General features: G+C 73.4%; 14 protein-coding genes and 1 pseudogene. 10 read left to right on the top strand and 5 right to left on the bottom strand.

The annotated features are described in order from the left end of the window. The 5 genes and pseudogenes from QWY28_RS21705 to QWY28_RS21685 form a co-directional block, all read right to left on the bottom strand. Positions 1-361: pseudogene (locus QWY28_RS21705) on the bottom strand (HNH endonuclease signature motif containing protein); the annotation flags it as partial. Positions 362-754: 393 nt separating this feature from the next. Continuing rightward, positions 755-1147, bottom strand: coding sequence for a Fur family transcriptional regulator (locus QWY28_RS21700; RefSeq protein ID WP_300954962.1), 393 nt, complete (start codon positions 1145-1147; stop codon positions 755-757). A gap of 12 nt (positions 1148-1159) precedes the next feature. Then, complete coding sequence (locus QWY28_RS21695; RefSeq protein ID WP_336622429.1) at positions 1160-2161, bottom strand: metal ABC transporter permease; 1002 nt, start codon at positions 2159-2161, stop codon at positions 1160-1162. Then, positions 2158-2958: a metal ABC transporter ATP-binding protein gene (locus QWY28_RS21690; RefSeq protein ID WP_300954961.1), complete on the bottom strand. Its 801-nt coding sequence runs from the start codon at positions 2956-2958 to the stop codon at positions 2158-2160. The genes QWY28_RS21695 and QWY28_RS21690 overlap by 4 nt, the downstream gene beginning before the upstream one ends. After that, positions 2955-3947, bottom strand: coding sequence for a metal ABC transporter substrate-binding protein (locus QWY28_RS21685; protein WP_300954959.1), 993 nt, complete (start codon positions 3945-3947; stop codon positions 2955-2957). The genes QWY28_RS21690 and QWY28_RS21685 overlap by 4 nt, the downstream gene beginning before the upstream one ends. A 62-nt stretch (positions 3948-4009) precedes the next feature. Here QWY28_RS21685 and QWY28_RS21680 point away from each other — a divergent pair, with 62 nt between their 5' ends. The 10 genes from QWY28_RS21680 (at position 4010) to QWY28_RS21635 (ending at position 14530) form a co-directional block, all read left to right on the top strand. Next, positions 4010-4327: an antibiotic biosynthesis monooxygenase family protein gene (locus tag QWY28_RS21680; RefSeq protein ID WP_300954958.1), complete on the top strand. Its 318-nt coding sequence runs from the start codon at positions 4010-4012 to the stop codon at positions 4325-4327. A gap of 69 nt (positions 4328-4396) precedes the next feature. After that, positions 4397-5797 (top strand): glycine--tRNA ligase, encoded by a 1401-nt coding sequence (locus tag QWY28_RS21675; RefSeq protein WP_336622428.1) that lies wholly within the window; start codon positions 4397-4399, stop codon positions 5795-5797. 26 nt (positions 5798-5823) lie between these two features. Next, positions 5824-6540 (top strand): hypothetical protein, encoded by a 717-nt coding sequence (locus tag QWY28_RS21670; RefSeq protein ID WP_300954956.1) that lies wholly within the window; start codon positions 5824-5826, stop codon positions 6538-6540. A gap of 32 nt (positions 6541-6572) precedes the next feature. After that, positions 6573-7631 carry a hypothetical protein gene (locus QWY28_RS21665; protein ID WP_300954955.1) on the top strand — a complete coding sequence of 353 codons (1059 nt, stop codon included), beginning with the start codon at positions 6573-6575 and terminating at the stop codon, positions 7629-7631. Between the two features lie 44 nt (positions 7632-7675). After that, entirely contained in the window at positions 7676-8812 is a 1137-nt protein-coding gene (gene dusB, locus QWY28_RS21660) for a tRNA dihydrouridine synthase DusB (RefSeq protein ID WP_300954954.1), read from the top strand. A 133-nt stretch (positions 8813-8945) separates the two neighbouring features. After that, entirely contained in the window at positions 8946-9839 is an 894-nt protein-coding gene (locus QWY28_RS21655; protein ID WP_300954952.1) for a VldE C-terminal domain-containing protein, read from the top strand. 42 nt (positions 9840-9881) lie between these two features. Further along, the gene (locus QWY28_RS21650) at positions 9882-11150 is read left to right on the top strand and encodes a deoxyguanosinetriphosphate triphosphohydrolase (RefSeq protein WP_300954951.1); all 1269 of its coding nucleotides are present in this window, start codon (positions 9882-9884) and stop codon (positions 11148-11150) included. A 47-nt stretch (positions 11151-11197) separates the two neighbouring features. Continuing rightward, on the top strand, positions 11198-12112 hold the full coding sequence (locus QWY28_RS21645; RefSeq protein ID WP_300954950.1) for a 2-hydroxyacid dehydrogenase: 915 nt from the start codon (positions 11198-11200) through the stop codon (positions 12110-12112). A gap of 28 nt (positions 12113-12140) precedes the next feature. Then, positions 12141-14033 (top strand): DNA primase, encoded by a 1893-nt coding sequence (gene dnaG, locus QWY28_RS21640; RefSeq protein ID WP_300954948.1) that lies wholly within the window; start codon positions 12141-12143, stop codon positions 14031-14033. Beyond that, positions 14030-14530 (top strand): hypothetical protein, encoded by a 501-nt coding sequence (locus QWY28_RS21635; RefSeq protein ID WP_300954947.1) that lies wholly within the window; start codon positions 14030-14032, stop codon positions 14528-14530. The genes dnaG and QWY28_RS21635 overlap by 4 nt, the downstream gene beginning before the upstream one ends. Positions 14531-14534 lie beyond the last annotated feature (4 nt).

Genomic DNA, 14534 nt, shown 5'->3' with positions numbered 1-14534 from the left:
CGACCGAGATCGCGCCCTCGGTCAACGCGGCTGACGTGGGGGCGTGGCGGTCGAGCGACTCGGCCAACCGCATCCGGGACTTCGCGACGGGCCGGTTCTGCCGGGTCTGGTGGCCCCACCAGGAGGCGGTGTCGGTGGCGCCGGCACGTTCCCCGACGTGACGGCGGTCGGCCTCCGCGGCCAATCGCAGCTCGAGCGCCTCAGCCTGGGCGCGGAGTCGGGTCGCTTCGAGCAGCGTGGCGGCGACCTCGTCGTCAGACATCCGCCACAGGTCGGACGTCGCGGCTGAAAGGACCTTCTTGCGGGACTTCGCGACAGCGCGGCACACGGTGTGCGCGTGGTGTCTCGAGTCCTTGGCCATGAGTCCACTCAAGCACCCGCCACCGACAGTCAGACCGCTGTTTCCCCAGGTCAGACCGCATATTGGACATCAAATTCGCTCTACTTTCTCGGCAGGTTTCGAGACGGTCGCTGAGCGCCCCTCGATCAGCCGGAGAGCCGGACGACCCCCGCAGCCCCCCCGCCCACCCATCCTGTAGCTGCCTCCACCGCAATCGCCCACGGCCAGCAGGCCGCAGGTCGGCTCACCGGGTCTCGACGACGTCGGCGCTGGCGCGCCTCCTGCTCGACCAGCGGGACTCAGCGGGTTCCGACGTCGCTCGCTGGCGCTCGCTGCTCAACCAGCGGGGGCGCTCACCGGGTCTCGATGACGTCGGCGCTGGCGCGCCTCCTGCTCGACCAGCGCGGCCGGCGGTCAGCGGCAGGCGGGGCAGGTGCCGAAGATCTCGAGGGTGTGGCTGACGTCGGAGTAGCCGTGCTCGCCGGCGATGCTGCGGGTCCAGCGCTCGACGGCGGGACCCTCGACCTCGACGGTGGCGCCGCAGGAGCGGCAGACCAGGTGGTGGTGGTGCGTGCCGGAGCAGCGGCGGTAGACCGCCTCGCCGTCCTCGGTGCGCAGCAGGTCGACCTCGCCGGCGTCGGCGAGGCGCTGGAGCGTGCGGTAGACGGTGGCGAGCCCGACCGGCTCGCCGCGCTTGCCGAGCAGGTCGTGGATCTCCTGGGCGGAGCGGAAGTCGTCGACGGAGGCGAGCGCCTCGGCGACGGCGAGCCGCTGCCGGGTGGGGCGCAGAGGGGTCTGCTCGGTCATGGGCTGCTCCGCTCAGTGCTCGTCGTAGTGCTCGCCGTGCGGCGCGTGCCGGTGGCCGTCGTGGACGTAGTCGACGTGGTCGTCGTGCGGCACCGCGGGGTGCCCGCAGGCAGGGCCGTGGTCGTGGGGGTGGTCGGTCGTCTCGTGCCCCTCCACCGGCTCGGCGGGGAACGGCGCGTGGAGCCGGTCGCGGCGGCGCTGCCAGGCGCCGACGGGCCAGGTGCCGACGAAGCACGCCAGCGCCAGCAGCACGATGGTGGAGCCGGGGGCGAGGGAGACGTCGTGGCGCACGGAGGCGTACGCCGACACGAGCAGCCCGCCGACGGCCGACCCCGCCCCGACGAGCACCGCGCCGACGACCGTCCGGCGGAACGACCGCGCCAGCTGCTGGGACGTCGCCACCGGCACGATCATCAGCGCCGAGACCAGCAGCAGCCCGACGGTGCGCATCGCGATGGTGACCGTGACCGCGGCCAGGACGGCGACCAGCAGGTTGTAGGCGCGCACGTTCAGGCCCGCCACCCGGGCGAAGTCCTGGTCCTGGGCGACGGTGAACAGCTGCGGCAGCAGCCCCAGGCCGACCACGAGGATCAGCACCGCCAGGCCGAGGGTGAACCAGATGTCGTCGAGCGAGATCGAGGTGATGGAGCCGAAGAGGAACCGGTTCAGCGTCGCGGCGCTCTGACCGGCCAGACCGGTGATCATCACGCCGCCGGCGAGGCCGCCGTAGAAGAGCAGGGCGAGGGCCAGGTCGCCGCTGGTGTTGCCGCGCTCGCGGATCACCTCGATCGCGATCGCGCCGAGGATCGCCACCGCGACGGCGGTCCAGGTCGGCGCCAGCCCGGTGAGCAGGCCGATCGCGACACCGGTGACCGCGACGTGGCCGAGCCCGTCGCCGAGCAGCGAGAGCCGTCGCTGGACCAGGTAGGTGCCGATCACGGGCGCGGCGAGGCCGGTGACGAACGCCGCGATGAGCGCCCGCTGCATGAACGTGTGGCCGAGGAGGTCGATCACCAGGGCACGTCCTCTCCGGACCGGTCGAACGGCGCCACCACGCCGGGGTGGTGGTCGGTACGCCGCGGGCTGGGGTGGTGGTGGCCGTGCGCGTCGTCGACCTGCAGGGGTGCGCCGTCGTACACGACCCGGCCGTCGCGCAGCACGACCGTGCGGTCGACGAGGGGCGCGAGGGGGCCGAGCTCGTGGGTGACCAGCACGACCGTGCTGCCGGCGGCGGACAGGGCGCCGAGCGCGGCGGCCAGCGCCTGCTGGTTGGGCAGGTCGACGCCCGCCGTCGGCTCGTCGAGGAAGAACAGGTCCGGCTCGCCGGCGAGGGCCCGCGCGATGAGCACGCGCTGCTGCTGCCCGCCGGACAGGGTGGCGACGCTGTCGCGGGCCCGGTCGGCGAGGCCGACGAGCTCGAGCGCGGAGGCGACGGCGGCGCGGTCGGCGCGGCTCGCGGGGCGCAGCAGCCGGCGGCGGGTCAACCGGCCGGAGCCGACGACCTCGGCGACCGACGCGGGCACGCCGCTCGCGGCGCTCGAGCGCTGCGGCACGAAGCCCAGCCGGTGCCAGTCGCGGAACGACGCGAGCGGCGTGCCGAACAGGTGGAGCGTCCCGAGCGTCAGCGGCCGCAGCCCCGTGAGCGCGCGCACCAGCGTGGACTTGCCGGAGCCGTTGGGTCCGAGCAGCGTCACGAACTCGCCCTGCCGCACGGTGAGGTCGACGTGCCGCAGCACCGGTCGCCCGCCGATGGCGACCGCGCCGTCGCGCAGCTCGACGACCGGCTCGGAACCGGGGTGGGAGGAGCTCAACAGCCGTTCGCCTCCTGGAGGGCGGCGAGGTTGGCACGCATGAGGGAAAGGTAGTCCTCGTCCGCGGTCTCGTCGGTCAGGCCCTCGACGGTGTCCAGCACGTCGGTGCGCACGCCGGCGTCGTCGGCCAGCACCTCGGCGGTCTTCGGGCTCACCAGCGACTCGGAGAAGACGGTCGTGACGCCCTCGGCGTCGATCACCTCCTGCAGCTCGGCGAGCGTCGCGGGGCTGGGCTCGGCGTCGGGGGAGATGCCGGCGATGGACTCCAGCTCCAGCCCGTACTTCTCCAGGTAGCCGAACGCGTCGTGGTTGGTGACGACCGTGTACGTCGTGCAGTCGGCCAGCCCGGTGACGTACTCCTGGTCGAGCGCCTCGAGGTCGGTGCGGAGCGCGTCCGCGTTGGCGGCGAAGGTGTCGGCCTGGCCCGGGTCGATCTCGGCCAGGCGTTCGGCCACGGCGTCGCCGAGCTCCGCCATCCGGAGCGGGTCCTGCCAGAAGTGCGGGTCGTGCTCGCCGTGGTCGTGGCCCTCGTGGTCGTGGCCCTCCTCCTCGGACGCGTGGTCCTCGTGGTCCGCGTGCTCCTCGTGCGCGTGCTCGTCCTCGAAGGGCAGCAGGTCGACGACGGTGGCGGCGTCGAGCACCTCGCCGCCGGCGTTCTCCTCGGCGGCCGCGTCGACCGCGGGCTGGAGGGACTCGACGTAGACCAGCAGGGCGGAGTCGGCCACCAGCGCGGTCTCGCCGACGCCGAGCTCGAGGTCGTGCGGCTCGCCGCCGGGGGAGGTGAGGTTCTCGACGTCGAACGCGTCGCCGGCGACCCGCTCGGCGACGTACGCGATGGGGTAGAGCGCGGCGGCGACCGTGCGGGAGTCGGCGGCGGACCCGCCCGCATCGTCCTCGCCGGTGAGCGCGGCGCAGCCGCTGAGGGCGAGGGTCGCGGACAGCGCGCCGACGGTCAGCGACGCGGCGGCAGGACGGCGGCGGAAGTTCATGAGAACGATTCTCAGAACTGATGAGAACGATTGTCAAATCGACTCCGGGCTAGGGTCGGGCCGTGCTCGTGGTCAACCGCTTCCGTGCGCCCGAGGGCGACGACCGCTTCCGCGCCGACCTCGAGCGCGCCCACGCCGCGCTCGCGGCCCGACCGGGGTACGTCGCCGGCCGGATCGGCCGCAACGTCGACGACCCGACCCTGTGGGTGCTCACCACGACGTGGGAGAACGCCGGCGCCTACCGCCGCGCCCTGTCGGCGTACGACGTCAAGCTGGACGCCGTCCCGGTGCTGAGCCGGGCGCTCGACGAGCCCAGCGCCTACGAGCCCGTGGACCCGGGGACCGTGCTGAACACCGGGGTGCCCCGCTCGCTAGGCTGATCGCTCGCTCGTCCGAGCCGTCCGAGATCCGCCTGCAGCACCCTGCAGTTCCGCCTGAGAGGTTCCCCCGTGGCCAAGCCGCCCGCAACGACCGTCGACCACGTCGTCTCCCTCGCCAAGCGTCGGGGCTTCGTCTACCCGTGCGGCGAGATCTACGGCGGCACGCGCTCGGCGTGGGACTACGGCCCGCTGGGCGTGGAGCTGAAGGAGAACATCAAGCGCCAGTGGTGGAAGTCCATGGTCACCATGCGCGAGGACGTCGTGGGCCTGGACTCCAGCATCATCCTGCCGCGCCAGGTGTGGGAGGCCAGCGGCCACGTCGACACCTTCAACGACCCGCTGACCGAGTGCCAGTCGTGCCACAAGCGCTTCCGCTACGACCACCTGCAGGAGGCGTACGCGGAGAAGAAGGGCATCGAGGACCCCGACTCGGTGGACCTCAAGGAGGTCGCCTGCACCAACTGCGGCACGCGCGGGGCCTGGACCGAGCCGCGGCAGTTCTCCGGCATGCTCAAGACCCACCTGGGCGTCACCGAGGACGAGACCGGCCTTCACTACCTGCGCCCCGAGACCGCGCAGGGCATCTTCGTGAACTTCGCCAACGTCGTCACCTCGAGCCGCCAGAAGCCGCCGTTCGGCATCGCCCAGATCGGCAAGAGCTTCCGCAACGAGATCACGCCGGGCAACTTCATCTTCCGCACCCGCGAGTTCGAGCAGATGGAGATGGAGTTCTTCGTCAAGCCCGGCGAGGACGAGGAGTGGCACCAGTACTGGATCGACCAGCGCACGCAGTGGTACGTCGACCTCGGGATCAACCCCGACAACCTGCGCCACTACGAGCACGCCAAGGAGAAGCTGAGCCACTACTCCAAGCGGACCGTGGACATCGAGTACCGCTTCGGGTTCACCGGCTCGGAGTGGGGTGAGCTCGAGGGCATCGCGAACCGCACCGACTTCGACCTCTCCACCCACGCCCAGCACTCCGGCCAGGACCTGTCGTACTTCGACCAGGCCAACAACGAGCGCTACACGCCCTACGTCATCGAGCCGGCAGCCGGCCTCTCGCGCAGCCTGATGACCTTCCTGGTCGACGCCTACACCGAGGACGAGGCCCCCAACACCAAGGGCGGCGTCGACAAGCGCACCGTGCTGCGCCTCGACCCGCGCCTGGCGCCGGTCAAGGTCGCGGTGCTGCCGCTGAGCCGCAACGCCGACCTCTCGCCCAAGGCCAAGGACCTCGCGACCGCGCTGCGCACCGCCGGCTGGAACGTCGACTTCGACGACTCCGGCGCGATCGGCCGCCGCTACCGCCGCCAGGACGAGATCGGCACGCCGTACTGCGTGACCGTGGACTTCGACACCCTCGAGGACCAGGCCGTCACCGTCCGCTCGCGCGACACGATGGAGCAGGAGCGGGTCGGGCTCGATCAGGTCACCGGCTGGTTCGCCCAGCGATTCGTCGGGTGCTGACCAGGCCCTCCATGCACAATCGAGGGATGCGTCCTCCCCGTCACGCCCGTGCCGTGCTGGCCGGCCTGCTCGCCGGCAGCCTGCTGCTGACCGCCTGCTCCGACGACTCCGGCGACGAGCCGGACGCGGGGGGCAGCAGCTCGCCGACGGCGGGCGCGGGCACGGCGTCGGCCAGCGCGACGCCGTACCTCCCGGTGCCGGACGGCGTCGAGCTCACCCCGCAGGGCACCGAGCTGGAGGTCGGCGAGGAGGCCGTCGTGGCCTACGAGCCGCGGCAGGGCCGGGTCGGGGTGCTCGGCATCGAGGTCCAGCGCCTGGAGAGGACCTCGTTCAAGGAGTCGTTCAGCGGCTGGCAGCTCGACGCCGCGACCAAGAAGTCCAACCCCTACTTCGTGCGGGCGACCGTCACGAACGAGGGCGACAGCGACCTCGGCGGCATGCGCCTGCAGCCGCTCTACATCGTCGACGGCAAGAACACCCTCATCGAGCACTCCTCCTTCGCGAGCCGCTTCGACCCCTGCCCGAGCGCGCCGCTGCCGAAGAAGTTCGGCCCCGGCAAGAAGGCCGACGTCTGCCTGGTCTACCTCGCCCCGGGCAAGGGCGAGCTGACGGCGGTGAGCTTCCGCCCGAGCCAGGAGTTCAACCCGATCACCTGGACCGGTGAGCTCCAGAAGGTGAAGAAGGGCGGACCCGGGAAGAAGGGCGCGAAGAAGTCGGGGAAGTCCGGCGGCGGGAAGGGCTGAACCTTTCCGGGACGACGCGCGTCGGACCGGTCATGAGGAAGCCCCCGCTGGTCGCCCTGCTCGCCCGGGCCCTGGCCGTCCTGGCCCTGGTCGTCCCGGTCCTGGTCGTCCAGGCGGCGCCCGCGACCGCGGGCGACGGCGACCTGCCCCGCGGCCCCGACGCCGACCTCGCGTGGCTCGAGCGGCTCCCCGAGCCGCGCGGCGCCGCGCTGCTCCACCTGCGCAGCGGCAGGGAGCGGCGGATCGGGGTGCCGCGGGACCCGGCGTACTCCCTGCGGCTGGTGGGGCCCTCCAACGCCGGCTGGCTGGTCGCCCAGGAGCGGCAGACCTCGGTGCGCCTGTACGCCGTCGGCGGCCGCGGCAGCGCGCGGGAGGTCGCTCGCGCGTGGGACCGCGAGGGCGGGACGTACTTCCTGCAGTCCTTCCACCCCTACCGGGTCCTGCGGTGGACCACGGACCGTGACGGCGGCGCGGTCGGCGTGGTGCTCTCCCTCGCGGGGCGGGTCTCGGCCCGGCTGGCGTTCCCCGGCGAGGTCGGCCGGGCGCTGCGCTGGGACGGCGGCGGCGTGCGGATCGCCCTGCCGGGCCGGACCTGCACGTGGGTGCCGCCCGAGCCGGTCGGGGAGCTGGAGGAGTCGCTGACCTGTGTCGACGTCCACAGCGCCGTGGTCGCTCCCCGGCAGGACCTGGCGATGGTCGAGACGACCGCGGGGCGCTACGGCCCCACGTCGCTGGAGGAGCCGGGCACGCCGGCCTGGGACGCGGCGTTCCTGCCGAGCGCGATCTCCGCCGACGGCACGCTCGTCGCCGGTGTCGCGGCGACGCCGACCACCCGCCACGAGGACCTGCAGGTACGTCGCGTGGCCGACGGACGGCTGCTGGCCACGAGGCGGCTCACCCACCAGCTGGGCGAGCAGGTCTGGTTCGAGAAGGAGGGCGGCGGCCTCGTCCACCTCTCCGGGGTGCCCGGGAAGGGCTACGTCCTCGTCCGGTGCCTGGTCGACGTGGCGGCCGGGGGAGCGGACTGCGCCCGGGCCAGCCGCTACCGCCGCGAGTGGGGCTTCGCCGTGCAGGGGACCGTGCCCCGCTGAGCCACGGTTTTGCCGTGCCGGCGGCCCTCCGGACAATGGAGGGCATGTCGCTGCCCTCCTCGCTGGCCCTCGGGTCGCTGCGCGTCGACACCCCCGTCGTGCTCGCGCCGATGGCGGGCATCACCAACGCGGCGTACCGCCGGCTGTGCGCCGAGCAGGGCGCCGGCCTCTACGTCTGCGAGATGATCACCAGCCGCGGGCTGGTCGAGGGTGACCAGCACACCCGCGACATGCTGGTCTTCGACGAGCTGGAGACCACGCGGTCGGTGCAGCTCTACGGCACCGACCCGGTCTACGTCGGCAAGGCCGCGGAGATCCTCTGCGCGGAGTACGGCGTCGCGCACATCGACCTCAACTTCGGCTGCCCGGTCCCGAAGGTCACCCGCAAGGGCGGCGGCGGCGCGCTGCCGTGGAAGCGCGGCCTCCTCGGCCGGATCCTCGAGCACGCGGTCGCGGCGGCCACGCCGTACGACGTGCCGGTGACGATGAAGACGCGCAAGGGCATCGACGAGGACCACCTGACCTACCTCGACGCCGGCCGGATCGCCCAGGAGGCCGGCGCCGCGGCGATTGCCCTGCACGGCCGGACCGTCGCGCAGGCCTACTCCGGCGAGGCGGACTGGGACGCCATCGGCGAGCTCGCCGCGTCCGTCGACATCCCGGTGCTCGGCAACGGCGACATCTGGGAGGCGGCCGACGCAGTGCGCATGGTCGAGCAGACCGGCGCCGCGGGCGTCGTCGTCGGTCGCGGCTGCCTGGGCCGGCCGTGGCTGTTCCGCGATCTCGCGGCCGCCTTCGGTGGCGAGCAGGTCGAGACCCTGCCGACGCTCGGCGAGGTGGCGGCGATGATGCGCCGGCACGCCGAGCTGCTGTGCCAGCACATGGGGGAGGAGCGGGGCTGCAAGGAGTTCCGCAAGCACGTCTCGTGGTACCTCAAGGGGTTCGCCGCCGGTGGCCAGATGCGTCGCTCGCTCGGCCTCGTCGACAGCCTGGCCGCGCTCGACGCGCTGCTGGCCGAGCTCGACCCCGACGAGGCCTTCCCCGCCTCGGAGCTGGGTGCGCCGCGCGGGCGCCAGGGCTCGCCGCGCAGCAAGGTGGTGCTGCCCGAGGGCTGGCTCGACGAGACCGATGGCCTGGGCTGCGTGCTGGCGGAGGACGCGGACAGCGGCACCGGCGGGTGAGCCGACGCACAGCGGTTTTTACCGTTGATCTTTCACGCAACTGCGCGAAGGTGTGCCACGGTAGGTGACCGTGCCGGTCCAGCGACGAGCTGACCGGCCGTCCCATGTACGCAACTGCAAAGGATTCAGCGCTGTGGCAGACCACCGCCACAAGCGGGACGCCGATGCCCGCCGCAAGCCCCGGGCCGCCTTCGTGGCGGCTCCCATCGCCCTCCTCGCCACCGCCGGCGCGGTGACCCTCGGGGTCGTCGGAGCACCCTCGACGACCGAGCTGGTGACCGCGAACGCACGCGAGGCGACGGTCCCGAGCCCGTCGGCCGACCTCGCGTTCGAGCGCCAGCCGATCGTCTCCCGCTCCGCCGACCGCATCGAGCGCAAGCCCACCAAGGCCGAGCTGATGACCTCCGCCGAGGCCACGCGCCGCGCCGTCCGCGCGGCGGACGAGAAGCAGTGGACCACCGAGGCGCTGAACCTGTGGGACGCCCCCGGTGAGGAGGCCACCAAGGTCGGCGTCCTCGACGAGCTGACCAAGGTGCTGGTCACCGGCCGCTCGCTCTTCGGCCGCGAGGAGGTCGTCGTCGAGGGGACCGCCCGCTGGGTCACCAAGGGCTACCTGGTCGCCGAGAAGCCCGAGGTGGAGAGCGCGGAGGAGACCGCCGCGGCCAAGCCGGCCGTCGGGGGCACGTGCACCAACGGCACGTCCGTCTCCGCCGGGGTCAGCCCCAACGTGGCCGCCGTCCACCAGGCCGTGTGCGCGGCGTACCCCCAGATCACCTCCTACGGTGACTTCCGCGGGGACGGCGAGCACGCCCAGGGCATCGCCCTCGACATCATGGTCAGCGGCGACCTCGGCTGGCAGATCGCCGAGTACCTCCGCGCCAACTACGCCGAGCTGGGCATCTCCTACCTGATCTACGCCCAGAGGATCTGGTCGGTGGAGCGCTCCGGTGAGGGCTGGCGCTCGATGGAGGACCGTGGCTCGGTCACGGCCAACCACTACGACCACGTGCACGTCACGACGTACTGACTCCCCGTGCCGGGGGCGGGCCCCTCTAGGCTCGCCCCCGCCATGACCACCGAGGAGCTGTACGACGACGCCGCGCGCGAGCGCGTCGTCCCGGAGCCGCCCAAGCGCGTCGACGCCCCCGAGCGGACCGCGTTCGAGCGCGACCGCGCCCGGGTGGTGCACGCGGCCGCCTCGAGGCGGTTGGCCGCCAAGACGCAGGTGGTGGACCCGCAGACCGACGACTTCGTCCGCAACCGGCTCACCCACAGCCTCGAGGTGGCCCAGGTCGCCCGCGACCTCTCCCGGGCGCTGGGCAGCCAGCCGGACATCGCCGAGACCGCCGCGCTCGCCCACGATCTGGGCCACCCGCCGTTCGGCCACAACGGGGAGCGCGTGCTCGCCGAGCTCAGCGCCGGCTGCGGCGGGTTCGAGGGCAACGCGCAGACCCTGCGCCTGCTGACCCGGCTGGAGGCCAAGACCTTCGGCCCCGACGGCGCGTCGGTCGGGCTCAACCTCACCCGCGCCACCCTGGACGCCTGCACCAAGTACCCCTGGCCGCGGGAGCGTGCCGAGGACCCGCAGGGCGTGCACGCCGACGGCTCGCCGCGCGAGGTCAGCAAGTTCGGGGTGTACGACGACGACCGGCCGGTCTTCGACTGGATGCGCCGCGGCGCGGTCGGTGCGCGGCAGTGCCTCGAGGCGCAGGTGATGGACCTCGCCGACGACGTGGCCTACTCCGTGCACGACATCGAGGACGGCATCGTGGCCGGCCGCGTCGACCTGACCCGGCTCGACACCGCCGCGGTGTGGGAGACGGTGCGCGACTGGTACGTCCCCGACGCCACCGACGACGTGCTCGACGAGGTCCTCGCCGGCCTCCGGACGCAGGGGTCGTGGCCGGCCGCGCCCTACGACGGCACCCGGCGCGGGCTGGCGGCGCTGAAGAACCTCACGAGCGACCTGATCGGCCGGTTCTGCGGGGCGGTGCAGCACGCGACGTACGCCGCGGGGGAGGGGCCGTTCGTCCGCTACCGCGCCGACCTGGTCGTCCCGGAGGCCACGCGCCTGGAGATCGCGGTGCTCAAGGGCGTCGCCGCGCGCTACGTGATGCAGGCCGAGGACCGGGTGGCGCTGATGGAGCGGCAGCGGGAGCTCGTGGCCGAGTTGGTCGCCGCGCTGGCCGACCGCGGCCCCGACGCGCTGCAGCGGCCGCTCGCCGACGACTGGCGGGCCGCGGCCGACGACGCCGCCCGGCTGCGGGTGGTCGTCGACCAGGTGGCCTCGCTCACCGACGCGAGCGCCGTCGAGTGGCACGCCCGCCTGTGCCGCTGAGCGGTCGCCGGCGAGGCGCGTGATTCCCTACCGGTAGGGTCGACAATGTGAGCGACCGACTCGTCTGGCTGCCCTTCGACCCCGCCGAGCTGGGAGACCCGCCCGACGGGCTGCGCTACGAGGTGGTCGACCCGACGCAGGAGGTCCCGGACTCGGTCGAGGACGTGCGCTTCTACGTGCCGCCGTACCAGATGGGGCCGGCGATCGGCGACGTGCTGCCGCGGATGCGCAGCCTCGAGGTCGTGCAGCTGCTCTCCGCCGGCGTGGACAACGTCCGCTCCCGGGTGCCCGAGGGCGTGGCGCTGTGCAACGGCCGCGGCATCCACGACACCTCGACCGCTGAGCTGACCCTCGCGCTGGTCCTCGCCTCGCTCCGCGGCATCCCGGACTTCGTCCGCGCCCAGGACCGCCACGAGTGGACGCCCGGCTGGCGCCCGGCGCTGGCCGACCGGCGCGTGCTGCTCGTCGGGTACGGCGCCATCGGCGAGGCGATCGAGGCCCGGCTGCTCCCGTTCGAGGTCGACGTGGTCCGCGTCGCCCGGACCGCCCGTGAGGGCGTGCACCCGATCGAGGACCTGCCCACGCTCCTGCCCGAGGCCGACGTGGTCGTGCTCGTGGTGCCGCTGACCGACGCCACCCGCGGCCTGGTCGACGCCGGCTTCCTCGGCCGGATGAAGGACGGCGCGCTGCTGGTCAACGTCGCCCGCGGCGGCGTGGTCGTGACCGACGACCTGGTCGCGGCGCTCCACGCCGGCCGGGTCCGTGCGGCCCTCGACGTCGCCGACACCGAGCCGCTCCCGGCCGACAGCCCGTTGTGGGACGCGCCCGGGCTGCTCGTCAGCCCGCACGTGGGCGGCGCCAGCAGCGCGATGTGGCCGCGGGCCCACCGGCTGGTCCGCGACCAGCTGCACCGGTACGCCGCGGGGGAGCCGCTCCACAACCTGATGACCGGCGAGTACTGATCCCCGTCCGGCGCCTAGGATCGGCCTCGTGGCAGGCCTGATCCGCGAGGAGAGCATCGCCGAGGTGCGCGAGAAGGCGCGCATCGACGACGTGGTCTCCGAGCACGTCAGCCTGCGCAACGCCGGCGGCGGGTCGCTGAAGGGGCTCTGCCCGTTCCACGACGAGAAGTCGCCCTCCTTCCACGTCACCCCGAGCCGCGGGTTCTTCCACTGCTTCGGCTGCCAGGCCGGCGGCGACGTCATCAAGTTCGTGATGGACATCGACGCGCTGTCCTTCGCCGAGGCCGTCGAGCGGCTCGCCGACAAGTTCGGGGTCCAGCTGCGCCGCGAGGAGGGCGACGTCCGCGAGGACCGCCCCCGCGGCCCCCAGCGCAACCGGCTGGTCGAGGCGCACAAGGCGGCCCAGCAGTTCTACGCCGAGCAGCTCTCGACGCCGGACGCGCTGGTCGCCCGGCAGTTCCTCGCCGAGCGCGGGTTCGACCAGTCCGCGGCGGAGATGTTCGGCGTCGGCTTCGCCCCGCGCGACGGCGACGCGCTCTTCAAGCACCTGCGGCAGAAGGCGTTCTCCCAGGAGGAGCTGGTCGTCGGCGGCCTCGTCGCGGTCGGCCGCTCGGCCTACGACCGCTTCCGCGGCCGCCTGCTCTGGCCCATCCGCGAGGCCGGCGGCGACACCATCGGCTTCGGCGCGCGCCGGATCTTCGAGGACGACCGGATCGACGCGAAGTACCTCAACACCTCCGAGACGCCGATCTACAAGAAGAGCCAGGTGCTCTACGGCATCGATCTCGCGCGCAAGGACATGGCGCGCTCCTCCCAGGCCGTGGTCGTCGAGGGCTACACCGACGTGATGGCCTGCCACCTCGCCGGCGTCACCACCGCGGTCGCGACGTGCGGCACCGCGTTCGGCGACGAGCACGCGCGGGTGCTGCGGCGGTTCATGCACGACCACGAGGAGTTCCGCGGCGAGGTGATCTTCGCCTTCGACGGCGACGCCGCGGGCCAGAAGGCCGCGCTGCGCACGTTCGGCGGCGACCAGAACTTCGTCTCCCAGACCTACGTCACCGTCGAGCCCGACGGCATGGACCCCTGCGACCTGCGGATCAAGCAGGGCGACGCCGCCGTCCGCGAGCTCGTGGCCCGCCGGGTGCCGCTCTACCGGTTCGTCCTCGGCAACGTCGTCGGCAAGTACGACCTCGACCGCGCCGACAGCCGCGTGGACGCGCTGCGTGAGGGCGCCCGGCTCGTCTCCAGCATCCGCGACCGCTCGAAGGTCGACGCCTTCGCCCGCGAGCTCGCCGGCATGGTCGGCGTCGACATCGAGCAGGCGCGCGGGGAGGTACGCCGCGCCACGAGCCGCGGCCCGGCCAAGCCCGACCAGCGCGGTGCCCGCCGCGCCGAGCCGGAGGCGCCGGCACCGCCCGCGCCGCGCAACCCGGTCCCCGACCTGCGCGACCCCCGGTTCGCCCTCGAGCGGGAGACCCTCAAGCTGGTCATCCAGCACCCCATGGCGATCGGGCGGACCACCTCCGACATCGGCACCGACGACTTCACCCACCCCGTCTACCGGGCGGTGTGGGAGCTGGTCGCCGCGGCCGGAGGACCCGTCGCCGGGTCTGGTGACGCGAGCTGGGCCGGCCGCCTGCGCGACGCGGCCACCGACCCCGCGGTCTCCTCGGCGATCAGCGCGCTGGCCGTCGAGCCGATCCGGACCGCGAAGGAGCCGGACGCGGCGTACGTCTCGATGCACGTCTTCCGGCTCCTCGAGCTGACCGCGATGCGCCGCATCGCCGACCTGAAGTCGAGGTTGCAGCGCACGAACCCGGTGGAGAACGCCACCGAGTACAACCGGATGTTCGGCGAGCTCGCCGCCCTCGAGCAGCACCGCCGCACCCTGCGCGAGCGCACGGTCGGCGCCACGTGAGGCTGCCGCTGCCCGGTCGGCCGCGTCGCGACACCCCCGACCTCGGCGTACGTCGCGGGGAGCGCCTGCTCGCCTGGAGCGACACCTCCCTCGGCCCGGTCGGCGGCACCCGCGAGGCGCTCTACCTGCCGGACCGGCGGGTCCCGTGGGAGGAGGTCCAGGCGGCGCACTGGGACCGCGACAGCACCGCGCTGGTGGTCCGTGAGGTCGGCACCTGGGGCGAGCCGCAGCCGGTGCACCGGCTCTCGGTCGCCGAGCCCGGGCGGCTGCTCGAGCTGGTCCGGGAACGGGTGAGCGCCAGCGTCGTCCTCACCCGCCACGTGCCGGTCGTCGGCGGGCGCGGCCTGCGCGTCGTGGCCCGCAGGGCGGCCGCGGGCGACCGCGCGCTGACGTGGGCCTACGAGCTCGACGAGGGCCTCGACCCCGACGACCCGGGGGTCCGCGAGGCCGCCGAGCGGGGCCTCGCCGCGGCCCGCGCCGAGGTCGAGCCCGGCTGACCCC

The organism is Nocardioides oceani (assembly GCF_030412965.1).
Taxonomy (GTDB): domain Bacteria; phylum Actinomycetota; class Actinomycetes; order Propionibacteriales; family Nocardioidaceae; genus Nocardioides; species Nocardioides oceani.
Note: the sequence above shows the minus strand (reverse complement) of the source record. Positions and strands in the feature narration are given on the sequence as shown.

What these genes read in the sequence shown, in the direction of transcription:
- QWY28_RS21700 (WP_300954962.1), bottom strand. Translation starts at nt 1,147, where the DNA reads ATGACCGAGCAGACCCCTCTGCGCCCCACCCGGCAGCGGCTCGCCGTC.
- QWY28_RS21685 (WP_300954959.1), bottom strand. Translation starts at nt 3,947, where the DNA reads ATGAACTTCCGCCGCCGTCCTGCCGCCGCGTCGCTGACCGTCGGCGCG.
- QWY28_RS21670 (WP_300954956.1), top strand. Translation starts at nt 5,824, where the DNA reads ATGCGTCCTCCCCGTCACGCCCGTGCCGTGCTGGCCGGCCTGCTCGCC.
- QWY28_RS21665 (WP_300954955.1), top strand. Translation starts at nt 6,573, where the DNA reads ATGAGGAAGCCCCCGCTGGTCGCCCTGCTCGCCCGGGCCCTGGCCGTC.
- dusB (WP_300954954.1), top strand. Translation starts at nt 7,676, where the DNA reads ATGTCGCTGCCCTCCTCGCTGGCCCTCGGGTCGCTGCGCGTCGACACC.
- QWY28_RS21650 (WP_300954951.1), top strand. Translation starts at nt 9,882, where the DNA reads ATGACCACCGAGGAGCTGTACGACGACGCCGCGCGCGAGCGCGTCGTC.